The organism is Exiguobacterium sp. s140 (assembly GCF_018617035.1).
Taxonomy (GTDB): Bacteria; Bacillota; Bacilli; order Exiguobacteriales; family Exiguobacteriaceae; genus Exiguobacterium; species Exiguobacterium profundum.
Map to the genome: position 1 here is coordinate 321,885 of NZ_JACSJK010000002.1, position 23,158 is coordinate 345,042.

Here is a 23,158-nt window from a genome sequence, read left to right on the forward strand (position 1 = left end):
TATAGGCGCTTGTTTGCGTTGTACTATAAAACGAACGTATGTTTGTAAAATGACCTCCGATATAATCATCGGAGGTCATTTTTATTGTGTCGTCTTCATCGATTTAAAGCTATGGGCGAAAGATCACTCAAATAGTTCGTCATTTTCAGGCAACAATTTTCCAATCATTGAGAGGTGTCGGGTAACCTTTGCGCATTGCTCGGTGTGACTCAGCGATCGTCAAAATCCTAATAAAAAATCGACCCCCGTCACGGAGGTCGAACGAATTAACTTGATGATGCTTTCTTATATTGTTGGAAGAAGACTTCGATTTCTTCCGCCGGCAAAGGACGATTGTAGAAATATCCTTGTGCCTGGTTACATGATTCGGCTTTCAGAAAAGCGACTTGATTCTCGGTCTCGACCCCTTCCGCAATGACGTTCAAATCGAGCTCGTGCGCCATGCGGATGATCGTTTTGACGAGGGCAGCGTCTTTCTCGTCACTTTCGATGTTCTTCGTGAAGTGCTGGTCGATCTTCAGCGTATCAATCGGGAACAGCTTCAAGTAACTGAGTGATGAATAACCGGTCCCGAAGTCGTCGATGGAGAGGTGGACGCCGAGGGCGACGAGCTCATGCATCGTCTCGATGGCGCGGTCTGCACTTTGGATGACGCTCTCGGTCAACTCGAGTTCTAAATACTGCGCGTCGAGACCTGATGAGTCGAGTGCGCGGCTGACGACTTCCGGCAAGTCTTTTTGAGCGAACTGAATGGCCGAGATGTTGACGGCGACCCGAAACGGGGGAATGCCCGCATCTTGCCACGCCTTGTTTTGGCGACACGCCTCATTCAAGACGAACTCGCCGAGGCGATGGATGCTTCCCGTCTCTTCGGCAATCGGAATGAACTCGCCAGGCGAAATCATCCCGAGGTCTGGATGATTCCAGCGGACGAGTGCTTCCATACCAATGACCATTTCTGTCTCTAGCTGGATCTGCGGTTGATAGTGGACGGTGAACTCGCCACGTCCAATCCCTTTCCGGAGTGCCATCGACAAGTTCGAACGACGGGAAACGGACTCGTTCAGTTCGTTCGTGAAGAACTGATAGCCGTTCTTGCCGTCGGCCTTCGCCCGGTACATAGCGATGTCAGCGTTTTTGATTAAATCCTCTGCCGTATCCCCGTCGGATGGATGGAGACTGATCCCAATCGAGGCACCGGTGAACACTTCCTCGTTCTCGAGTTCGAACGGAGGATGGAGGATGTTGATGAGCTCCTGCGCACGATGGGCCGCGAGGTTACTTTTCGTATGTGGCGACAAGATGATAAACTCATCTCCGCCGAGACGGGCGAGCGTGTCCGACTTTTGAATCGTCGATTGGATGCGGGTCGTCACTTGTTTCAAGAATTGGTCGCCGATCGAGTGGCCGAACCGGTCGTTGATGACCTTGAAGTTGTCCAAGTCGATATAGTATAAGGCGAACGATTCTTGCTGGGACTGACCGAGTAGCGCGTCGAGTCGGTCGCTGAATAGACGACGGTTCGGGAGACCGGTGAGCGGGTCCAAATAGACGAGGTCGTTGATTTGAGCCTCGATTCGTTTCCGTTCACTGATGTCACGGATAATGCTACTGAAGAAGATGCCCTTGTCCGTCTTCCACGTTCCGAGTGACATCTCGATTGGCACTTCGACACCGTCTTTTCGTAATCCGATGAGCTCGACCGTTTGACCGATGACGCGTTTTTCACCTGTCGCTTCATAACGCTTCATCCCGCGCTCGTGCGCATCTCGGAATCGTTCCGGAATGATGGCGACAATCGATTGCCCGATCATCTCGTCATACGTATATCCGAACAAGTCGGTCGCCCCTTGATTCCATTGGAGAATGACACGAGTATGGTCGGCAACGATAATCGCATCAGAGGCTGACTCGATGATGGATTCGAATTTTAATTCTAGTTCTTCCGACTGTGCCTCGAGTTGTGATGCCGTCCGGAGCGAGATGTACATCAAGATGAATAGTGTCATGACGCTCGCCGCAATGACATAGGCGAGTAGGGTGCTGTCGACGGCATAGTCGCTGACCGGTTTGGCCGCACCTTCCATCGGGGTGAAACGGGCTGCGCCCATCCCGACATAATGCATACTAGAAACGGCAACCCCAATCAAGACCGAACTGGCTAGACGGCGCCAATGGAATCGCGAGACGTTTGGGATATAAAAGAGAATATATAGTCCGACGAGCGACGCAACGAAGGCGACCATGGCAGATGCAATCCACATGATGGGGTCGTATGTGAGGATGGCGTTCATTTGCATCGCTTCCATCCCGATGTAATGCATGGAGACGATGCCGACGCTAATCAAGAAGGCACCGAAGACGAGCTGGATTGGTCGTGTCTCCGGATGGCTGATCATCCAAAAGGCAAGTCCGGAAGCGACGACGGCCGGCACGATGGATAATAGTACGATGCCGAGATGGTACGTCACATCATCGTGCAAGTGAAACGCCAGCATACCGATGAAGTGCATGGCCCAAATGCCGAGACCGAGGCTGAAGGCACCAGCGACGACCCACCTGAGTCGCGAGGCGTGCTTCGCATATTTCAAACGACTGCTAATATCGAGAGCGACACCGGCAGCGAAGATGGCGACAGCGATGGAAAGAATGACGAGTGTGAAGTTATATGAGCTACTCAGGTGATGTTCGATGAGAAACAGTCCTTTCAATTTCAAATGGTACAAAGAATGAATGAAAAAGTGCTTTATTAGAGTAGCACACTCGGGAATCACGCTTCTTGCCTACTTTTGTAAGGTGGGTCAATCATTTGCATGAATCACACATTGCGGAATTTTTTTCGAAACGGTATCGTTAGATGAAGAAGAGAAAGGGTGATGCTTGATGGAAACGATGAACGGGACGGCCCGCATCCGTGGTGCCTATTCGACACTGAGCAAGAAAGAACAACGTATTGCCGACTATATTTTGAAGCAACCAGAAAAAATCATTCATCATACGATCAATCAGGTGGCAGATGACCTCGATGTGGCAGAGTCGACTGTGTTTCGTTTTTGTCAGCGTGTCGGATTCAAAGGCTATCAGGCGCTAAAAATCGCACTCGCCTCAGATGTCGTCGCACCGCTTCAAGATATTCATGAAGATATTATCGAGACGGATACGGCACTCGAAATCGCAGAGAAAATTTTTTCGACGAACGGGAAGACGATTGAGTCAACGCGTCAGATTTTAGAGGGTGCCTCTCTTGAGAAAACCATTGAGCTGTTTCTTGGGGCGCGCCGTATCGAATTTTTCGGAAGCGGCGGGTCGGCCGTCATCGCGTTAGATGCCTATCATAAGTTTGTCCGGAGCGGGCTTCAAGTGAGCGCGATTCTCGAGTCGCATATGCAGCTCATGTCGGCCTCACAATTGACGACCGCAGACGTCGCCGTCGTCATCTCGCATTCCGGTGCCTCGAAAGAGACACTCGATATCGCCAAACTCTTAAAAGAGAAGGGCGTGCCGATGATTGCCATCACCAACTATGCGAAGTCCCCTCTCTCGAAACTGGCGGATGTGTCGCTCTATACCGTATCTCAAGAGACGGCATTTCGCTCGGAGGCGCTCGCTTCCCGGATTGCTGAATTGAGTCTGATTGATGCGTTGTTCACAGCCGTCATGATGCGCCGAGGCGAGGCAGCCCGGGCGTCGCTTCAACAGATGCGTGAGGCGATTTCGCTGCGCCGAATCTGAGCGAAAGAGGGTTAGTTTCTACAAAAAGGTGGAAATTATAATCCTTGAGAGCAAAGCGAGGCTTAGAGAGAGAAGGTGGACCGATGAACCATATTGATTTTTTATCTTCCGACCACTACAACGAGTTCAAACGGTTGGCACAACGGCTCACGGATCCGGGGAGTACCGGTCGAGAATATTTCGCCGCGCTGTATGTGATTGCGGGAAACACCCATGTTCGTGAACGGTTGCTTCCTTATATGGATTTAGAAGCAGGGAAGATTCGGACCTCGACCATCATCGATGACAATACGTTCGATAAACGAGAATTTGTGCTCACCAAACTCGTCATCCATCTGTATAACTCAAAAGAATGGGTCCTTCCGACCGAGTTGATTGCCTTGCCGGAAGAAGACTATAAGTTGGCGATGCAAGCAATCACGCTATGCCGCAATGAACAATTTGACGGGGTCACGATCCCGAACGACTGATGACACCCTGTTTTGTTGGAAACAGGGTGTTTTTCGTCGAGCCATAGAGGAGGGAATTCCGCGTCACTCACCACATCGATGTTAACCATTTTACTGATGCTCATGTTGCTCATCATGATCACGCCACCGCTCTTGATTTTTTATCTGTGGAGGCGTGACCGGAACCAACGCGAACACTCCGTCCTCCGGAACTTCCCGATTCTCGGAAAGTTGCGCTATATATTTGAGAAGATGGGACCCGAACTTCGGCAATACTTGTTCCTGAATGACAATGAGGCGAAGCCGTTCTCACGGAATGATTATGAGTCGGCCGTCATCGCAGGGAAGTATAAGTCGCGCATCATCGGATTCGGCTCGGAGCGAGATTTTGACGCGGGTGGGTTCTATCTTCAAAATGCATTGTACCCGACAAATCGGAACGAGTTACGAATCGACAATTCAACGAAAGTGTCGACATGGGTGTATGAACTCGATGAAGACAATCTGTTCACCCGAAAAGAACATCTCGTCGAACGAGACATCTCCCCGTACTTATTAACAGAAGAAGATACCGTCATCATAGGCGAACAGACGTGCCGGGAACCGTTCTACGTTCGAGGGCTTGTCGGTCAGTCGGCCATGAGTTTCGGGTCGCTCGGAGACAGGGCCATCACAGCGCTTTCGATTGGGCTCGGTCGTGCGGGTGGCACGTGGATGAATACTGGGGAGGGTGGACTATCCGACTATCGTTTAAAAGGGGACGTCGATCTCATCTGTCAAATTGGACCGGCGCTCTTCGGTGTCCGGGATGAAGACGGGGCGTTTTCGGTGGAAGCGTTCAAACAAAAAAGCGCACTCCCGCAAGTGAAGGCGTTCGAATTGAAACTCGCGCAGGGAGCGAAGACACGCGGAGGTCATATCGATGGATCAAAAGTGACCGAGGAGATTGCCCGGATTCGTCAGGTACGAGTCGGGGAAACGATTGACAGCCCGAACCGCTTCTCTGAATTTCACACCCATACGGAATTGTTAGCGTTTGTCGAGAGCTTACGTGAAATCGGTGGAAAGCCGGTCGGCATCAAGCTTGTGGTCGGGAAGTTGAAAGACATCGACTCGCTCGTCCGTGAGATGGCGAGATCTCAAATTGTACCTGATTTCATCACCATCGACGGGAGTGAAGGAGGGACGGGTGCGACGTATCAAGAGCTTGCGGATACAGTAGGTTTACCGCTGAAGGCGGCGCTCCCTTACGTGCATCACCTTCTCATCGAGCACGGTTTGCGAGACCGAGTCAAACTGTTCGCCTCTGGGAAACTCATCACGGCGGATAAGATAGCCATCGCACTCGCGCTCGGCGCAGACCTCGTCAATATCGCTCGCGGACTTATGTTCAATGTCGGGTGCATCCAGGCACAGGTTTGCCACACGAACCGCTGTCCGGTCGGTGTCGCGACGACTGACCCGAAACTGCAGCGTGCCCTCGTTGTCGATGAGAAAAGTTTTCGGGTGACGAACTACATCATCTCGCTCCGGGAAGGGCTGTACAATATGACGGCTGCGGCAGGCGTTCAATCGCCGACGGAACTGTCATTAGATCATGTGGTGTATCAAGAACCGGATGGCCGTGTTCGGACAGGCTATGATTTATCTCACTAGAATGAAGTGAATCTATCAAAACATCCCACGAATCTGCCGATAAAGAAGGCATACACGTGGGATGTTTTTTTAGCATTTCCATTGTAGAAACTACCAGATACTTGTACAATCATGAAAATGAAAGTCAGAATTTATTATAATCTAACGAAGCGTTTGAATGGAAATGGATGAAGCCATTTTTTTCAGCATACGCCGCGCTCTTTGGACGTTGTTTCGAAGACACGGTCAACGCTTTGATCCCGTAACGTGTATCAAGGTCACGCAACTCTTGGATGCGGTCTTTTGACCATTGATCTTTTGCTACGGTCGTGTAGTTGAAGCTTTCCCACATCACGCCATCCACATATGGATACGTATACGTCTTCAATGTCGCAAATCCCCAGTTTTGAATGAGAGAAAGGGAAGGGTGATTGGATTTGATCGTCTTCATGAACTGACTCATCCCGTCACGTTGCGCTTTTAAAATGGTCGGTTGTTCCGAGTGCTCATTATCGATGTTGCCGACGGTATCTAAGAACGCACCATCCAATCCTTTGGCGACGATTTGTTTCTCCACTTCACGCGTCAACAACTCACGATAGTGGGTTGACGTCATATCGACTAAATAAGAATCCCATTCCGCATAATGAACACGTTGTCCGTTGCGGTGGAAGAAGTCCGACTCGTTCATCTGACTGATGAAATCGACGTTCCAATTGTCAGCTTCCATCGTGTTGATGTAGCCGTACACTTTTGTCCCATATTTCTGTAACTCTTTGATTTGCGCTGCAGTATAATAAACAGGCTCGATGATGACAAGGTCATACTGTTGCATCTTTTTAATTTTGGTCTTTGTCGGCATATCGTAATAAATTTTGTACGATTCGACGTTTGCGAGCGGATTGCTCGCTTTAGCGACCGCTTGTTGCGGCGTCAAAAACGCCAATCCAACGAGAAATGCACAACAGATGGTCACGATTCGTTTGGCTGAGAAAATACCCATAAAAAAACCCTCCTGATAGTTATCAGAGAGCGGCTGCGGCTATTGCAGACTGGCGATCGGTATCTAAAAAGATCGACGACCCATGTCTTTGCGCCCTTACTTTTCAGTAAGTTTGCCCGTCTCGATATGAAATTTTTGTCGACAATCCATTGAAAGTCCTACTACTAAAATACCACGTAAAGGAATGAGTGACACTATGATTTATACCCAACACCGCACATCCATCAAATGGATTGAAATGATTGTGACTATTTTACTTATCGGCATTTTGGACTATACATTTAGTCTTTCTTTGTCAGATTGGGCGATTGACCCATTAATTTTTTATATTCTCCTGTTTTCTTTACGGTATGGTTTGCTCGGTGCCTTCGTCAGCTTTGCGTTGACGAGTCTCTATCATTTCTCATTCCTTTTGATGGAAGGCTCAGACTTGCTCTTATTCCTTTACGATACGAATGAACTGGCTTGGATTTTGCTACACTTCTTCGTCGCGCTTAGTGCGGGTGTCTTCAGTACTTCTTATCGGGAGCGTTACCAGTCGCTCCACATTCGTCAAGAAGAAGTGATGGATGAGAACGAACAACTGAAACAGACGATACAACAACTACAAGAGTCGCAAGGGGAGATGCGCAAACGAGTCCTCGACTCGACCTATACGCTCTCAAAGATTTATGAGATTGGACTAAAACTCGATCAAGATGCGACCGCTTTAGTACGTGATCATTTAATTGGAACTTTCACGCGTGTCTTCCGTGCTCGTCAACTCGCTTTATATCATGTGGATGCATCGCGGCGCACACTCCGTCTTCATGTCCGTTCCGGAGAGGTAGAACGTTTGCCCCAGACGCTTTTCATCGATTCGGAGGAGGGAATTTTCGCACGGATGTTCCAATCGAAAAAGCCGACGCTTCGTTTAGCAGATGAGCTAGATGGACCGCTTCTCGTTGCACCGATTTGTTATGAAGGAACGGTGAAGGAAGTCTTGGTCGTCCATGAAATCGATATCTTACGCTTACGTAGTCATGAGATGAACATGATGAAACTCGTCTTGGATTGGACGGGAACGCGCATTGAAAAGGCCGATGCCCTCGAATGGATGCTCGTCAGCGACCAACTCGTCGACGGGACGCACATGTTCCGTATGGAAGCATTCGAACAAAAAGTGGCCCAACAAGTACTTCGTCATGAGCAATATGGTCAACCGTATAGTACGGTCACATTGCCTGTAGAGGGTGTGGACTTGTCATTGATTGAAATGGAATTGATTTTGAGACAGTCGATGCGTGAAATTGACGTTATCGGATATGACGAAGACGATCGCATCCTTCATTTTCTCCTTCCAGGTACACCGGTTGAATCAGCCGAACGATTCAAGGAACGGATTGAGCATGTCTTCTATGTGAAAGGTGGGAAACGCCTATGACCGGTTGGATGATTCTTCTTTTCTTCCTTCTGCATGCGACGGTCCTTTTCGTCTTGTATCGACTGATTGTACGACCGAAAGTCGATGCGACGGAAAAGGGAGTCTGGCTCTCGATATTTCTCGTCAGTGCCGTCATCCCGATTGTCGGAGAACTGTTTGGTTTGATTGGATATGTGATTGCCCGACGCTTCGCCTCACCGAAGACGCTTCTCGACTACGATGAGTACATCAACTTTGAGACGGTCAACTTAGAACGCTTGCAGCAACAGGCGAAAGAAGATTTAGATCTCGTCCCATTGACGGAAGCCTTACAGATGGACGGGAACAAGCGGAAACAATCGATCACACAACTCATGTCGACACCGCTCATGAATACAGAAGAATATTTACACTTAGGTCTCGAACACGAGGATACGGAAACGGTCCACTATGCAGCGACCGTCCGAAACACACTGTTCGACCGATACGATTTGATGTTAAAACAGCGAATCGCACAAGTGAATCCGGAGCGACCGGAGACGATTTATCCGGTAATTGAAACCGGAATTTCGTTCTTAGATAGCGGTCTCTTGGATCATGATATGCAAATGCGCATCCAGCAACGGATATTATTTCACCTCGATCAATTGAGTGAGTACGACGAAACAGACGAAACGTACTTACGCACGAAAGCCCGCCTCTCGTTCCGCTCGGGTGACTTGGAAACGGGAGAACGATTGGCTGAGGCGCTCACCCTTTATCATCCAAATGTACCCGATGGATATGTCATGTTGATTGAACACCACATGACGAACGGCGATTGGACGTCCCTACGTCCGACCCTCGACCGCCTGCATCAACATCTCGGTTTGCAAGACATTCCAGAGGACTATCGCTTTGTCATTCAACAGTTAGAAGGTGCCCATATATGAATAAATCGATTACGACGTATATCGCGTCTTTGTTCTCTTTACTCATCGCGATGATTGTCGTCGTCCAGTTTTTACGGCTTGACTATGGTCATCGGCTCATCCCAAAAGAAGCACATGAGCCGAAATCCTTTACGACACTCGCGGGTGAGGTGAGAGCGGTGGAGGGGGATCCGGTTCAAATCTACATCCATCAGAATGACGACGATTTGTCGACAGCTGTTTTGAATAACTTTAAATATGCGCTCGACTATGCAAAGTTGTCTTATACCTCGATCGAAGCAGAGGCCATCGCATCGATTGAGCCTTCTCCACGACACGTTCTCGTCGTCAGCGGGGAAAATACGAAATCATGGCCGTACGAGGCAATTCGGTCCTTCGTTGAAAAAGGTGGACGGCTCTACGTTGCCGGACGATTCATCGATCAAGACTGGGCGGACCTGGTCGGCGTAAGTGATTTCGGGGACTTTAAAGATGGAATCAACGGGTTGATTTTTGAACAAGAAATTTTCCCTGGGTATGTCGACTTGCCTCAAGACTCAGGGTTGTTCGTCCACAGCATTGCTGACGTCAAATTGAAAGAAGAGGCGGACGTCCTCATTTCTGCCAAAAACGAACCAATATTATGGCAGTCTCCTTATGGGAAGGGCGAAGTGATGTTTTGGAATACGACGTCGTTGACGGATAAGAACTCACGCGGCTTGATGGTGCAGACGCTTTCGATGCTGTTCCCGGCGTTCGTCATGCCGCAAGCTGGCATCAAGGTCGTTCACCTCGACGACTTCCCTGCACCGGTGCCAAATTATTCAAATCCGGTCATCACGAAAGAATATGATTTGTCCATCAAAGAGTTCTTCTCGGAGGTTTGGTGGAAAGACATGAAGCAAATCGGTGCTAACTATGACGTCACCTATACCGGTTTCATTATCGGGAGTTATAAAGCGACGAATGAGGAGACGACAGAACAACTCATTGAAAAAATTCGAGCACCGATGCTTGAATACGGACGCGGCTTACTTCAAACGAATGGGGAGGTCGGGCTACACGGGTTCAACCACCAGCCACTCGTCATGGGAGATGAAGTGATGGACCCGGAGCTTGGATATACAAAATGGGACAGTCAGGAAGATATGCGTTCCGCCATTGACCGTGTCGTTGAGGCGTTTGACTATTACTTGCCGAATGAGCGGATTCAGAGCTACGTGCCACCATCGAACATCATCGGTCAATCCGGACTTGAAGTGTTGAACGAGAAGTTTCCGAAAGGGCTGATTGTCGCAGGACTCTACAGCGGAGATGCGACAAAAGGAAGTTACATTCAAGAGTTCGGACCCGACCCGGTCTATCCGAACTTGTATGATTTTCCTCGCGTATCGAGCGGATACAACGAGACACCGGATGATCTATTTGTCGTCATTGATGCCGTCGCCAACTTCGGACTCGTTTCCCACTTCATTCACCCGGATGATGTGTTAGATGACTATCGCTCGAAAGGGAGAGGGTGGGAGATGATGAAAGAATCGTTTGAAGGACTATTCCAGACACTCTACTCCAAATATCCACATCTCGAGGGCTTGAGTCAGTATGATGCGTATCGGAAATACAAGCTTTATCAAGATGCGCAAATCGATGTGGCTTACACGAATGATGCGATCGATATCAATGCCCAACAACTGCCTGTCTCGTCGACGTTACTCGTTCGTGTGCAACCTGGGAAACGTCTCGATACAGGGAGGTTCGATTATGGTGAAGTCAAGCAATTTGATGAGAATGGTACATTGTATCAAGTTGAATTGAGAGACACGTCTGTTCGTCTCCCGATATTGGAGGGTCGCCCATGAAAATAGGAATTGTTGTCGAAGGGAGTTATCCATATGTGAGCGGTGGCGTATCGAGCTGGGTTCACATGCTGATGGAACAGATGCCGATGCATGAGTTTGAGATTATCTCAATCATGCCGAATCCGAAGACAGAGGCAGATTATCGCTATACGTTACCGAAGAATGTAACAGGCGTCACCACGCTCGCCCTCACTCAACGGGCGACACGGAAACGTCGACCGGAAGCGTTATCGGAAGCGGAACGGGAGCGAATCAAGACGTGGATGACATTCGGTCAAGTCGATTCGTCCATCTATCCGATTCTTGAAAATCAAATCGGGACACCAGAACAATTCTTCTCGAGTCGTCTCTTCTATCAGCTCGTCACGGAGAGCTATCAAGAAGAAGGGCAGGCCGGTTCATTCATCGATTACTTTTGGATGTGGCGCAGTATGTATGCGCCTGTCCTTGATTTACTCCAAGCCGGATTACCTCAGGTCGACCTCGTGCACGCGGCCTCGACCGGATATGCGGGCCTGATTGCGAGTGCGATGAAAGAACGACAAAACATTCCGTTTCTTTTGACTGAACACGGCATCTATTCGCGTGAACGGGAAGAAGAACTGTTGCAGGCATCTTGGATTCCGGCTGAGTTTCGCTCCCATTGGATTCAGTTCTTCCACCACATTTCCCGGGAAGCGTACCGAAAGGCAGATGACGTCATCACACTCTTTGAACGAAACGGCGAGTTGCAACGTCAGCTCGGGGCACCTGTTGAGAAATTAAGTATCATTCCGAACGGGATTGACGTGACGGGCTTGTCTGCTCTCGGGCATGTGCTGGGAGTGGACAAACTACGAATCGGTGCCATCGTTCGCGTCGTTCCGATCAAAGATATTAAAACCATGATTTATGCGGCGAAACTGTTACAAGACATGCTCGTCCCGTTCGAACTGACCATTATGGGACCACTTGATGAGGATAAGGAGTATGCGGCGGAGTGCGAGATGCTCATTCGGCAACTCGAGCTTGAACAGTCCGTCTTAATGGTCGGAAAAGTCGATATTCGACAACACCTTCCCGAATTCGATGTTTGTTTGTTGACGAGTATCTCCGAGGGACAACCGCTTGCTGTACTAGAAGGTATGGCCGCTGGTGTCCCGTGGATTGTGACGGACGTCGGGGCCTGTGCGGAACTCGTGAACGGGCGACCGGATGAACCGTTCGGTCCGGCTGGATTTGTCGTTCCGCCGGTCAATCCACGGCGAATCGCAGAGCGTTGCGTCTGGTTCCATCAAAATCGTGAAGATGCGCGCCGACTCGGACGAAACGGGCAACAGCGAGTCGAGACGTACTATCGCACCGATCAGTTTATCGATGCATATCTACACTTATATGAAGAGAGGAGAGCGGTATATGGCGGGCATCGGGTTTAAGTTACAACAGTTGTTTCAAGAAGACTACTTCTCTTCACGAATCAAAGCATATGCATTTGCCGGGCTCGTCACATCAGGACCATGGCTGATCGTCATCGTCACGATTGCCCTCATGCAGTGGCTGACGAGCTATCTATCTATCGCCACACTCGAAGAACGCACGACGTTCAATTTGATCGTCTCTTACAGTTTTATTTTTTCGCAAGTCGTTCTCGGCGTGCAGCAGCTCGTCGTCACGAGGTACTTGGCGGATTGTTTTTATGAGAAACGATATGAAGACATCTTCCCGGCGTTCATCGGGATGATGAAGACGACGGTCGCCATCGCGTCGCTGTTGTTCGCTATCTTCCTTACGTTCTCTGAACTCCCTGCTTTATTGAACGCATTGGCATTCGTCCTATTCATGACGGTCAACCTCATTTGGGTACATTTCTTGTTCCTCAGTGCGGCCAAGTTCTATCAGGCGGTAGCCTATAGCTTTGTGGCCGGTGGCATCGTCTCAGTCGCCGCGGTCCTCATCACGGACCAGTTCTTGATGCAATATTTGACGGAGTCCTACATGAAGAGCTTCGCGTTGACAGCGAGTATGACACTCGGTCTTGTCGTCACGTTGTTCGGCTTGTTCACATCGATGCTCCTTACGTTCCCAAACCGGAGTACGGTCGGTCAGTTCTCGTTCTATCGCTATTTTGACCGCTATCCGGCACTCTTTTGGACCAGTTTTCTCTATAACATCGGCATCTGGGTCGGCACATGGATCATCTGGTTCGCGGAAGGAGGGAGTGTCCACCTCGACACATTCCGCTATCATCCAATCTATGACACAGCTATCTTCCTCTCTTATTTGACGATTATTCCGACGATGACGATATTCGTTGTGTCAGTCGAGACGCGTTTTTATGAGCGGTATCGCGTGTTTTATGGATACGTGAACGAGGGTGGGACGTACCAACAGATTCAACGTTCGAAAGCGGCCATGCTCCTCGTCTTACGACAAGAGTTGCAACGACTGTTCCGAAATCAAGGGCTCGTGTCGCTTCTCTTTATTCTGTTCGCGGTCGTCTTGTTCCCGCTACTAGGTCTGTCACCTGAGATTCGGGACGTCTTTCAAATGACGACGATTGGTGCCTTTTCAAACGCCATGGTGCTCGTTCTCACACTCGTCCTGCTCTATTTTGAAGACCATCGGGGAGCGGCGTATACATCGGCACTCTTCATCACGATGAATGCAGGGTTGACGTTCTTGTTATTACCACTTGGACCAGACAGTTACGGTCTTAGTTTTGCGATTGGTTGCACGATTGCGTTCGCGTTCTCACTCATTCGCTTGATTCGATATGTATCCGAGATTGATTATCATACGTTTAGCCGAAGCGAAACACCTCCGCGTACGGATACATTCCGTCGTGTCGGGGACTGGCTCAATGATCGCTCGGCTTAACAATCGCAGCAGATGAACTTTTAGAAAATGGGGTGAAGCACATGAAAACAATTTTTGTGACAGGTGGCGCGGGATATATCGGGACACACACGACGGTTCAATTGCTCGAGGAAGGATACGAAGTCGTTATTTTGGACAACTTGTCCAATAGCCGACAAGAGGCGATTCAGCGAATCGAGATCCTGACTGGAAAGAAGGTCACCTTATACGTGGGCGACATTAGAGATCAGGAATTGCTTGATGAAATCTTCTCCACGCACTCGATTCATGCGGTCGTTCACTTCGCGGGTCTAAAGGCAGTCGGCGAATCCGTCAGCCAACCACTTCACTACTATGACAACAACGTAGCTGGGACGCTCGTCTTGTTAAGGATGATGAATCAATTTGGGATAAAACGTATCGTCTTCAGTTCATCGGCGACCGTTTACGGAATCCCAACCACATCTCCGGTCGATGAATCGTTCCCGCTCAGTGCGACCAATCCATATGGACGAACGAAACTGATGATCGAAGAGATATTGCGCGACCTTTATACAGCTGATTCTTCTTGGTCGATTGCGATTCTTCGCTATTTCAATCCGATTGGCGCGCACGACTCCGGGACGATCGGCGAAGATCCGTTCGATGTCCCAAACAACTTGATGCCATACATCACACAAGTCGCGGCCGGGCGTCTAAAAGAGCTTCAAGTGTTCGGGGATGACTATCCGACGCATGACGGGACAGGCGTGCGCGACTATATCCATGTCGTAGATTTGGCGCTTGGTCATTTGAAGGCGTTGGAGTATGTGGGGAAATATGAAGGGGTGGAGGCGTTCAACCTCGGGACAGGGAAAGGATACAGCGTCCTTGATTTGCTTCAAACGTTCCAACAGGAGAGCGGACAGACGATTCCTTATCAAATCACGGATAAACGAGACGGAGACGTCGCGGCGATATTTGCCGACCCGCAAAAGTCTAAGGCCATTCTTGGCTGGGAAGTGCGACATGACATTGAAGCGATGTGTCGGGACGCTTGGCGTTGGCAATCGAATAATCCGAAAGGGTACAGTGAATAAATCCTATGAAGTAGGCGGTCATCACACGATGGTCGTCTCTTTTTGTATTAGAAAGGATAGCGAACGGGAACACCTAATGGAACGTCATTTACTTAGGAGGGATTGGATGAAAGCTTTGTTTTTGAACTGTTCGCTAAAAGGTGGAGACACGACGTCCCATACGGAAGGATTGATTCGTGACATCATCCCGCACTTCGATGCGCTCGACGTCGAATCAGAGATTGTTCGGATTGTTGATTACAACGTCAAGTTCGGTGTGACGGAAGATGAAGGGGGTGGGGACGAGTGGCCACAGATTTTTGAGAAAGTGAAGGCCGCGAATATTGTCGTGATTGGGACACCACTCTGGCTCGGGGAGAAGAGTAGCGTCGCCACCCAAGTGATCGAACGGCTATATGGCGGTAGCGGACTGACGAACAAATCAGGACAGGCGATTTACTACAACAAGGTCGGTGGAGTCGTCGTCACGGGGAACGAGGATGGGGCGAAACACGCCTGTGCTTCGATTCTATATGGATTGTCCCACATCGGTTTCACCGTGCCACCGAACGTCGACACATATTGGGTCGGAGAAGCGGGACCGGGTGACTCGTACCTCGATGCTGGACGAGAAAATGAATTCACGAAGTCTCATGGCAAGACGATGGCATATAACCTCGTTCATTTTGCGAGAATGCTTAAAAACCATCCCATTCCGGCAGAAGGGAATACGATGGAATGAATCAAGGTCTCGACCGATGTTGGTCGAGACCTTGATGATTTACTCTTTCTTCTCCACCGCATGCCCACCAAACTCATTTCGTAATGCGGCAACGACTTTACCTGAGAACGTATCGTCTTGAAGCGAACGTTGACGCATCATAAGGGAGAGCGCGATGACGGGCGTCGGGACGTCGTACTCGAGTGCCGTCTCGACCGTCCACTTGCCTTCACCGGACGCATGCATGACCCCACGGATGTCGTCGAGCTTCGCATCTTTCGAGAAGGCACTCTCCGTCAGTTCCATGAGCCACGAGCGAATGACCGAGCCGTGGTTCCACACACGTGCGACATCTTCATAGTCATAGTCGAACGGACTCTTCTCAAGCACTTCGAACCCTTCTGCAATCGCCTGCATCATCCCATACTCAATCCCATTATGCACCATCTTCAAAAAGTGACCACTTCCACTTGGTCCCGCATACAGATAACCGTGGTCGGTCGAGACGTCTTGGAAGAGCTGTTCGATTTTTCCGAACGCTTCCAAGTCGCCTCCAATCATCGTACACGCTCCGTGACGGGCACCTTCCATCCCACCACTCGTCCCGACGTCGAAGAAATAGATCAGTTTTTCTTTAAAGTGCTCGGAACGTCGCATCGACTCCTTATAGTTCGAGTTTCCTCCATCGATGACGATGTCACCTGGGGAGAGAAGATGGTGCAAGTCGTTCAAGACGTGCTCGGTCACGTCACCCGCTGGCACCATCACCCAGACGACGCGAGGGGCCTGAAGCGTGGAAACGACCTCTTGCAAAGAGTCTTTCGTCTCAAATTGACTCGTCGATACGTTTCCCGGGTCATACCCGACGACACGATGCCCATGGTCTGTCAAATTCAGAGCCAAATTGAGGCCCATTTTACCAAGTCCGATCATACCGATTTCCATTCGTTCCACCCCATTTGTAAGATTTGGTCCTCTATAGGGCATACCCGAAATAACGATTGCTCAAAAGGACAGGTTGCCCGAGATGTAGAATGATATAAAAGTAGAAGTGATGAGAGGAGGGTGGCGATGTTTGAAAGTATGTTTCGACTGGCCGTGGACGTCAGGCATCGATTCAAAGACCATCACATTAATGATTATAGTGCCACACTGGCGTTTTTTTGGTTTTTAGCCATCTTTCCGACGTTTGTCGTCCTCTTCGCCGTGATGGCATGGTTTCAAATCGATGACGCGCTTCTCATCGAGCAGATTGAAACGCTCATTCCCGGTTCAAGTGTGCGTGAGCTGTTATCTATCGTCTATGATGTGAGCGGAAACTTGAACGGTGGATTGTTATCGGTCAGTGCCATCATCGCGTTTTGGTCTGCTTCGAACGGGACGGCACGACTCGTCAAGCTGACGGTGTTCGCATATGGGGAGACGGAAGCGCGTGGCTATATCTTCCGACGGTTGATCGGGTTGCTCGTGATTTTAGCAGGGAGTATCGGTGCGGTCATCTTGATCGTGTTTCATCTATTCGGTCAAGAGTTTGTCGAACTGATTTATGCCCTCTATCCAAAAGTTGAAGAATTCGACCGCTTGTCGACGGTGACGCGTTATACGGTCTCGACCATCATTTTGATCATCGCGTTCTCGCTCTTTTATAAAATCGCGCCACAGCAGAGAGTGCGCTTCATCGAAACACTTCCCGGAGCCGTGTTTGCGGTCATCTCGTGGCAATTGCTGTCGACCGGATACAGCGTCTATGTCGAACGTTTCTCGATTCTCGGGGATACGTATGGCACGATCGGTGCGGTCATCCTGCTACAGATTTGGCTCTATCTGACGGCGGCGACGATGCTGATCGGGGCAGAAATCAATGCAGCCTGGCCCTACCATATGACCCGTCAACCGATCCGGACCCATTTCCCATAACAAAAAAAGGGATATCGTGATTATTCTTTGTGAACATGCTTTAAAACAACCCGTGGCATGGGAATAAACTAGTACTATTTCACGGAAGAAGGTGTGGCCACATGGCGAAACATCGTAAACCATCAAAGTGGAAAATCGTACTAGGGGTTGTAGCAGGCGTCATGGCCTTGGTGCTCATCACAGGTGGCGCGTTCGTCTGGTCAATGGTAAAAGAAGTCGATGACACCGTCGCACAAGTGAATGACAACTTGAACATCAGCAAAGAGCGTAAACAGGTCGAGACCATTGAACGCAAAGAGTCGGTTTCCATTCTCTTGCTTGGAATCGACCGACGCGGGACCGAACAGGGACGAAGTGACTCGATCATCGTGCTGACACTCAATCCGGAACTGGATGAAGGCGCGATGCTCTCGATTCCTCGGGATACATTGACCGAAATCGTTGGGAAAGGGACGCGCGATAAGATCAATCATGCCTATGCGTTCGGTGGAGCCGAAATGGCTATGAATACGGTCGAGAATTTCCTCGACATCCCAATCGATTATGTCATCGAGACGGATATGGAGGCATTCAGCGACGTGGTGGATGCACTCGGAGGCATCACGGTCATGAATAAATTCGCGTTCTCGACAGAAGATTACACGTTTCCCGTCGGTGAAGTGACGCTAGACGGAGAGGCGGCACTCGATTATACGCGGATGCGCTATAACGATCCAAACGGTGACTTCGGTCGTCAAGAACGTCAGCGGGATGTCGTCGCCGCCATCATCGAAAAAGGACGGACGGACTTCTCGCTCGACAAGGTCACTGCCTTACTGGAGGTCGTCGGTGATCAGGCGAAGACGAATATCGAACTCAATGAATTCGTCTCATTGTCGACGGACTATATGAACGCGTTCCGCAATGCGAGTGTGTTACGGCTCGAGGGGGCGGGTGGATTAGCGGGGGACGGGATCTATTACTGGAATCCGGATTCTACTTCGTTGAATGGCGTTCAGGAAGAGTTGCAACGATTGATGGAGTAAGCTGTCTGACTCAAGTCGGACAGTTTTTTTGTGTTTCAAAGGGGACGGAAAGTGGGAGAAATAAAGAGATGCCAAGGAGGGATGAGTCATGAAATGGGAAGCGATTGAAGAGGTGCTTCACGAACTCGGGGAGACCTCACAAGAAAAGTGGGAGCAGTTATTTGAAAAGTGGTCGGATCATCGTTGGCATGACCATGAGCGTCCGTCTGAAAAAACAAACGTCTTGTTGATGGATGCCGGGTTTATTCTGACGGACGGTCGAGCGAACCTCGAGGCGCTCCATCAATGGTTAGCCGATCACGTCCAAACGACGGTGAGTGATCTTTATCTCGTCTCTATTTTCCCATATCAATCGAAACAACAGGACACGGCGATCGACTCGCGGGTGCAACTATTCGAAGACTTAGGACGTTTCACCGACACGTTCGATTTGATTTACGAGATGACGCCTGAAGCATGGAATGAGGCGCAATTCGACCTTGTCACCGTAACGGATGAACTGATCGAACGTCTAGCGTACGGAGCGACGAAAATCCGCGTCCATGTCGAGTCGTTTCGTGGAATGGAGCCGGAACGAGTCAAACACATCCTCAAGCTGTGGCGGACGATCATGCATGCGTATAAGCCTAATGCGCAACTGATTATCGCCAATGAGCGTGTGGATTCTGCCCTCATCTATGAGGCGGAGGCGGACGTCGTCTGCCATTTCGACTTATCCAGCCATGTGATTTTAGCGTTTGCGCAGGCAGATGTGACACGTTTGAGCGATTGGGCGAGTCAGGTGCATCCGCTGAGAGCCGATCAAACCTATTTCAACTTCCTCTCTTCGGCGGAACGTGATCCGTTTGAGAAAAATCTGATGGACACTAACCCAGATGTGATTCTCGCAGCCCACAGTGTATTGTTGTCGCTTCAAGGGATTCCGTTGATTGATTACCGAACTTTATTTGGGGTGACGCAACCGATTGAACAAGAAGACCTCGTTCGAGCGTTGAAGCGTGATCCAAATCGACTTCGTGTCTATGAAGGGATATTGAGTCAATTGAATGTGAAACGACTCCAACCTGCCTTTTCACCGTATACCGACCAAGAAATCGTACGTCTCGATCGCCGCGTATTCGCCGTCAAGCGGAAGCACCAAGAAGAGTCTCTCCTGTTATTGACGAACATGAGTGAAGAGACGGTACAGACGGATTGCGAAGGAACGAGTCTCTTTACAGAAGAATGGATGAGCCATGTGACGCTTCGCCCATATGAATACGTTTGGCTAAAACAAACACACACTGGAGAGTGAATCCTCATGATTGATGTACATTGTCATTTGTTGCCTGAGGTAGACGACGGACCACGTACGATGGAAGCGTCCCTGCAACTCGCAAGGCGTGCAGTCGAAGAAGGGGTGACGTCGATTGTCGTGACACCACACGCGTATCATCCGTACTTCGAGACGGAGCATCATGACATCACGAAAGAAGTCGCGCATCTACAACAACGACTCGATGAGGAACAGATTCCCTTGACCTTGTATGTCGGGCAAGAGATTCGAATCTTTGGGGAGTTGATTGATGCGCTCGAGTCTGGGGAGGCACACTCGCTCGCCGGGTCCCGCTATGTGCTGGTGGAACTACCGAGTCAAAGTCTGCCTGCTTATACGGAATCCTTGTTCTTTCAACTGCAGGCGGCTGGATACGTTCCAGTCATCGCGCATCCAGAGCGGAATCGAGAGTTTGCACTCCATCCCGAAAAATTGCACCATCTCGTATCAGCAGGTGCGCTGTCGCAAGTGACGACAAGCAGTTTGACAGGGCAGTTCGGAAGACAGGTCCGGGAGCTCGCGCTCACGTTCATCAGTAACGGGTTGAGTCACATCGTCGCCTCCGATGCCCATAACGTAGAACATCGTGATTTCAATTGGTTAGCAGCAAGACAGGAAGTCATCAACGAACTAGGAGAAGAGATGTGGCAACAGCACCTCCACTTTACGGAGGAGATGTTAGCGGATGAACCGATTTCGGTGAATCCTCCACGTTTACCTGAGAAAAACTGGCGAGGACGTTGGAAGTGGTAAATCAATTGCCCGATGACGGGTTAGAAAGGTGATGGCATGAAACAAGCGACGATTCAAAACGCCAACGGCATGACACTATCCGCCATCGACTATGGCTGTGCGATGACGGAACTGACGGCCCCGGACCGGAAAGGGAATTTCGACTCGGTCATCTTGAAGTATGGTGACGTCTCTCAATACTTAGAAAACCCGGTCTATCTCGGGTCGGTCGTCGGACGGATTGCCGGACGGATTCGTGACGCAGAGATCGAAGGTGTCGCCTTGACCCCAAGCGAGGCGCCCCACCATATTCACGGAGGCGACAAAGGCATCACGGCCCGTCACTGGGAGATGGACGCCGACGAACAGTGCATCCAGTTCACGTATCTCAGTCCGGACGGGGAAGAAGGATACCCGGGGAACGTCTTCTTTAAAGTATTGTATGAACTGACGGATGACAATGAACTGATTATCACGATGACAGCGGAGACGGACCAACGGACGTGGATTAACTTAAACCATCATAACTACTTCAATCTCGGCGGACGCCCGACCATCCACGACCATGAACTGACGCTACCAGCCGATTCAGTCGGGGTGCTCAATGCGGAGTCGCTGCCGACAGGAGCGTTGCGGGATGTGGGCGGGACGCCGTTCGACTTCCGAGACGGAAAACCGGTCCGAGAGGCGCTCGTGTCGGGAGACGAGGCGATTGAACGGGCGAGCGGTCTCGATCATCCGTTTATCTTGAAGGATGAACCGATTCGATTGCATGACCCGGTGAGCGGACGGACGATGACGGTCGAAACGAATCAACCCGTCATGGTCGTTTATACAGGGAATTTCTTGAGTGAAGAGACACCCGTGACGCTCAATGGTCGACAAAAACATAGCGCGATTTGTCTCGAGGCACAGGCGTTCCCGGACGCCCCGAATCATCCGGACATCGCGACCTCCATCGAACTGAAACCGGGTGAGCTCTATCACTCGCGGACGGTGTATCGGTTTGGGGTGGAATAAATCCATCACTACCATTCAAAAAGGAGGCAACCGATTTAAGTCGGTTGCCTCCTTTTTAATCAAGATTTAGTAGTTTGAACAGGAGTAGTGACGTCCGCCCCGTTCGTCGCAATCACTTGCTTATACCAATCGAAGCTCTTTTTCTTGGAACGTGTGAGCGTCCCGTTGCCTTCATTGTCTTTATCGACATAGATGAAGCCGTAGCGTTTCTTCATCTCACCGGTCGACGCACTCACCAAGTCAATCGGACCCCAGCTTGTGTAGCCGATGATCTCGACACCGTCCTTGATAGCCTCGTGCATCTGTTCGATATGTTTCGCCATATAGTCGATGCGATAATCGTCTTCGACATATCCAGTCGCATCCGGTGTATCGACGGCACCGAGTCCGTTCTCGACGACGAATAGCGGCTTTTGATAGCGGTCATACAGTTGGTTCGCCGTGATCCGGAAACCGGTCGGGTCAATTGTCCAGCCCCATTCCGATTTCTCGAGAAACGGATTCTCAAGTGAACTGAAAATGTTTCCTTCGGTCGACTGATTTATCTCTGGATCCGTACTCGTCGTCCGACTTGAATAATAGCTGAAGCCGATGTAGTCGACCGTATGCTCTTTCAACAGTTCGAGGTCACCTTCTTCTATCTGAAGCGTAATACCTTGCTCCTCGAGATATCGTTTGGCATATCCCGGGTACTCTCCACGTGATTGGACGTCGATGAAGAAGAACGATTCACGGTCTTTGTCCATTGCATCTAACACATCATTCGGGTTACACGAATAGGCATATGTTTGACCAGCAGCAAGCATACAACCCACCTGTAGATCAAGATTGATTTCGTGGGCTGCTTTGACGGCTTTCGCACTCGCGACGAGTTGATGATGGGCCGCCTGATATTTCACTTGTTGCTTGTCTTCTCCGTCCTCGAACACGATGCCCGCTCCAATGAATGGGAGGTGGAGTAGCATATTGATCTCGTTGAACGTCATCCAATACTTCACTTTACCGTTGTAGCGGGTGAAGAGGGTCTTCGCATATGTCTCGAAGAAGTCGACGACTCGTCGATTGCGCCAGCTTCCATATTTTTTGATCAAGCTGACAGGTACATCGAAGTGAGCGATTGTCACGACCGGTTCAATCCCATGTTTTAATAGTTCATCGAAGACATCATCATAAAACTGCAAACCTTCCTCGTTCGGCTCCACGTCATCTCCGTTCGGGAAGATTCTTGACCATGCGATCGAGAGGCGAAGCGCCTTGAATCCCATCTCAGCGAATAAAGCGATGTCTTCTTTGTAGCGATGGAAAAAATCAATCGCTTCATGCGAAGGATAAAACTCTCCGGGTATAGGTTCTAATGATGGCAATTCTCCAAACATGACATCGAAGCGTTTTTTACCCGTCGGCAACAAGTCGACGGTAGTTAAACCTTTTCCCCCTTCTGCATAAGCGCCTTCTGCTTGGTTGGCGGCAATGGCGCCACCCCATAAAAATCCTTTTGGAAAACTCATCGTATCCACACTTTCTATATTAGTGGGAGGAAAAAT

At 49.9% G+C, this 23,158-nt stretch carries 19 protein-coding genes and 1 riboswitch; of the genes, 15 read left to right on the top strand and 4 right to left on the bottom strand.

Features of this window, described 5'->3' with window-relative positions; translation table 11 throughout:
* Positions 1-266: 266 nt before the first annotated feature.
* Complete coding sequence (locus KNO61_RS09775) at positions 267-2,774, bottom strand: EAL domain-containing protein (RefSeq protein ID WP_371816597.1); 2,508 nt, start codon at positions 2,772-2,774, stop codon at positions 267-269.
* A gap of 109 nt (positions 2,775-2,883) precedes the next feature.
* Between KNO61_RS09775 and KNO61_RS09780 the strand changes: the two genes are divergently transcribed.
* From KNO61_RS09780 to KNO61_RS09790, 3 genes are all read left to right on the top strand, one after another.
* Positions 2,884-3,732 (top strand): MurR/RpiR family transcriptional regulator, encoded by an 849-nt coding sequence (locus KNO61_RS09780; protein WP_214687487.1) that lies wholly within the window; start codon positions 2,884-2,886, stop codon positions 3,730-3,732.
* 83 nt (positions 3,733-3,815) lie between these two features.
* Entirely contained in the window at positions 3,816-4,202 is a 387-nt protein-coding gene (locus KNO61_RS09785) for a hypothetical protein (RefSeq protein ID WP_012727263.1), read from the top strand.
* A gap of 78 nt (positions 4,203-4,280) precedes the next feature.
* A complete protein-coding gene (locus KNO61_RS09790) occupies positions 4,281-5,837 on the top strand; it encodes an FMN-binding glutamate synthase family protein (RefSeq protein WP_214685994.1) in 1,557 nt (518 codons plus the stop codon).
* Positions 5,838-5,961: 124 nt separating this feature from the next.
* Here KNO61_RS09790 and KNO61_RS09795 read toward each other — a convergent pair whose 3' ends face one another.
* A complete protein-coding gene (locus KNO61_RS09795; RefSeq protein WP_159562914.1) occupies positions 5,962-6,819 on the bottom strand; it encodes a glycoside hydrolase family 191 protein in 858 nt (285 codons plus the stop codon).
* 40 nt (positions 6,820-6,859) lie between these two features.
* Positions 6,860-6,946, bottom strand: a riboswitch (cyclic di-GMP riboswitch).
* A 69-nt stretch (positions 6,947-7,015) separates the two neighbouring features.
* Here KNO61_RS09795 and KNO61_RS09800 point away from each other — a divergent pair.
* The 7 genes from KNO61_RS09800 (at position 7,016) to KNO61_RS09830 (ending at position 15,626) form a co-directional block, all read left to right on the top strand.
* Positions 7,016-8,242 (top strand): hypothetical protein, encoded by a 1,227-nt coding sequence (locus KNO61_RS09800; protein WP_214685966.1) that lies wholly within the window; start codon positions 7,016-7,018, stop codon positions 8,240-8,242.
* Positions 8,239-9,153 (top strand): hypothetical protein, encoded by a 915-nt coding sequence (locus KNO61_RS09805; RefSeq protein ID WP_214685964.1) that lies wholly within the window; start codon positions 8,239-8,241, stop codon positions 9,151-9,153. The genes KNO61_RS09800 and KNO61_RS09805 overlap by 4 nt, the downstream gene beginning before the upstream one ends.
* Positions 9,150-10,991 (top strand): DUF2194 domain-containing protein, encoded by a 1,842-nt coding sequence (locus tag KNO61_RS09810; protein WP_214873080.1) that lies wholly within the window; start codon positions 9,150-9,152, stop codon positions 10,989-10,991. Before KNO61_RS09805 ends, KNO61_RS09810 begins: the two co-directional genes overlap by 4 nt.
* Complete coding sequence (gene pelF, locus KNO61_RS09815) at positions 10,988-12,406, top strand: GT4 family glycosyltransferase PelF (protein WP_214685960.1); 1,419 nt, start codon at positions 10,988-10,990, stop codon at positions 12,404-12,406. Before KNO61_RS09810 ends, pelF begins: the two co-directional genes overlap by 4 nt.
* The gene (gene pelG, locus KNO61_RS09820) at positions 12,387-13,847 is read left to right on the top strand and encodes an exopolysaccharide Pel transporter PelG (protein ID WP_214685959.1); all 1,461 of its coding nucleotides are present in this window, start codon (positions 12,387-12,389) and stop codon (positions 13,845-13,847) included. The genes pelF and pelG overlap by 20 nt, the downstream gene beginning before the upstream one ends.
* Positions 13,848-13,888: 41 nt before the next feature.
* On the top strand, positions 13,889-14,905 hold the full coding sequence (gene galE / locus KNO61_RS09825; RefSeq protein ID WP_214685958.1) for a UDP-glucose 4-epimerase GalE: 1,017 nt from the start codon (positions 13,889-13,891) through the stop codon (positions 14,903-14,905).
* Positions 14,906-15,011: 106 nt separating this feature from the next.
* A complete protein-coding gene (locus KNO61_RS09830) occupies positions 15,012-15,626 on the top strand; it encodes a flavodoxin family protein (protein WP_214685956.1) in 615 nt (204 codons plus the stop codon).
* Positions 15,627-15,665: 39 nt separating this feature from the next.
* On the opposite strand, the gene gnd is transcribed toward KNO61_RS09830, so the two are convergent.
* Entirely contained in the window at positions 15,666-16,550 is an 885-nt protein-coding gene (gene gnd, locus KNO61_RS09835; RefSeq protein ID WP_214685955.1) for a phosphogluconate dehydrogenase (NAD(+)-dependent, decarboxylating), read from the bottom strand.
* Between the two features lie 126 nt (positions 16,551-16,676).
* Between gnd and KNO61_RS09840 the strand changes: the two genes are divergently transcribed.
* The 5 genes from KNO61_RS09840 to KNO61_RS09860 all read left to right on the top strand — a co-directional run bounded on the left by KNO61_RS09840 (position 16,677) and on the right by KNO61_RS09860 (position 21,614).
* The gene (locus KNO61_RS09840) at positions 16,677-17,522 is read left to right on the top strand and encodes a YihY/virulence factor BrkB family protein (protein WP_211782305.1); all 846 of its coding nucleotides are present in this window, start codon (positions 16,677-16,679) and stop codon (positions 17,520-17,522) included.
* A gap of 101 nt (positions 17,523-17,623) precedes the next feature.
* Positions 17,624-18,547, top strand: a complete 924-nt coding sequence (locus KNO61_RS09845; RefSeq protein WP_214685954.1) for an LCP family glycopolymer transferase — start codon at positions 17,624-17,626, stop codon at positions 18,545-18,547.
* Positions 18,548-18,635: 88 nt separating this feature from the next.
* Positions 18,636-19,841 (top strand): alpha-amylase family glycosyl hydrolase, encoded by a 1,206-nt coding sequence (locus KNO61_RS09850; protein ID WP_214685953.1) that lies wholly within the window; start codon positions 18,636-18,638, stop codon positions 19,839-19,841.
* Positions 19,842-19,847: 6 nt separating this feature from the next.
* Positions 19,848-20,615, top strand: coding sequence for a tyrosine-protein phosphatase (locus tag KNO61_RS09855; RefSeq protein ID WP_214685952.1), 768 nt, complete (start codon positions 19,848-19,850; stop codon positions 20,613-20,615).
* A gap of 36 nt (positions 20,616-20,651) precedes the next feature.
* Positions 20,652-21,614, top strand: a complete 963-nt coding sequence (locus KNO61_RS09860) for an aldose epimerase family protein (RefSeq protein ID WP_214685951.1) — start codon at positions 20,652-20,654, stop codon at positions 21,612-21,614.
* A 59-nt stretch (positions 21,615-21,673) separates the two neighbouring features.
* Here KNO61_RS09860 and KNO61_RS09865 read toward each other — a convergent pair whose 3' ends face one another.
* A complete protein-coding gene (locus tag KNO61_RS09865) occupies positions 21,674-23,131 on the bottom strand; it encodes a 6-phospho-beta-glucosidase (protein WP_287472953.1) in 1,458 nt (485 codons plus the stop codon).
* Positions 23,132-23,158: the final 27 nt, after the last annotated feature.

Excerpts from the sequence above, each read along its gene's own strand:
- KNO61_RS09780 (WP_214687487.1), top strand. The coding sequence starts at position 2,884 with ATGGAAACGATGAACGGGACGGCCCGCATCCGTGGTGCCTATTCGACA.
- KNO61_RS09785 (WP_012727263.1), top strand. The coding sequence starts at position 3,816 with ATGAACCATATTGATTTTTTATCTTCCGACCACTACAACGAGTTCAAA.
- KNO61_RS09790 (WP_214685994.1), top strand. The coding sequence starts at position 4,281 with ATGTTAACCATTTTACTGATGCTCATGTTGCTCATCATGATCACGCCA.
- KNO61_RS09795 (WP_159562914.1), bottom strand. The coding sequence starts at position 6,819 with ATGGGTATTTTCTCAGCCAAACGAATCGTGACCATCTGTTGTGCATTT.
- KNO61_RS09800 (WP_214685966.1), top strand. The coding sequence starts at position 7,016 with ATGATTTATACCCAACACCGCACATCCATCAAATGGATTGAAATGATT.
- KNO61_RS09805 (WP_214685964.1), top strand. The coding sequence starts at position 8,239 with ATGACCGGTTGGATGATTCTTCTTTTCTTCCTTCTGCATGCGACGGTC.
- KNO61_RS09810 (WP_214873080.1), top strand. The coding sequence starts at position 9,150 with ATGAATAAATCGATTACGACGTATATCGCGTCTTTGTTCTCTTTACTC.
- pelF (WP_214685960.1), top strand. The coding sequence starts at position 10,988 with ATGAAAATAGGAATTGTTGTCGAAGGGAGTTATCCATATGTGAGCGGT.
- pelG (WP_214685959.1), top strand. The coding sequence starts at position 12,387 with ATGGCGGGCATCGGGTTTAAGTTACAACAGTTGTTTCAAGAAGACTAC.
- galE (WP_214685958.1), top strand. The coding sequence starts at position 13,889 with ATGAAAACAATTTTTGTGACAGGTGGCGCGGGATATATCGGGACACAC.
- KNO61_RS09830 (WP_214685956.1), top strand. The coding sequence starts at position 15,012 with ATGAAAGCTTTGTTTTTGAACTGTTCGCTAAAAGGTGGAGACACGACG.
- gnd (WP_214685955.1), bottom strand. The coding sequence starts at position 16,550 with ATGGAAATCGGTATGATCGGACTTGGTAAAATGGGCCTCAATTTGGCT.
- KNO61_RS09840 (WP_211782305.1), top strand. The coding sequence starts at position 16,677 with ATGTTTGAAAGTATGTTTCGACTGGCCGTGGACGTCAGGCATCGATTC.
- KNO61_RS09845 (WP_214685954.1), top strand. The coding sequence starts at position 17,624 with ATGGCGAAACATCGTAAACCATCAAAGTGGAAAATCGTACTAGGGGTT.
- KNO61_RS09850 (WP_214685953.1), top strand. The coding sequence starts at position 18,636 with ATGAAATGGGAAGCGATTGAAGAGGTGCTTCACGAACTCGGGGAGACC.
- KNO61_RS09855 (WP_214685952.1), top strand. The coding sequence starts at position 19,848 with ATGATTGATGTACATTGTCATTTGTTGCCTGAGGTAGACGACGGACCA.
- KNO61_RS09860 (WP_214685951.1), top strand. The coding sequence starts at position 20,652 with ATGAAACAAGCGACGATTCAAAACGCCAACGGCATGACACTATCCGCC.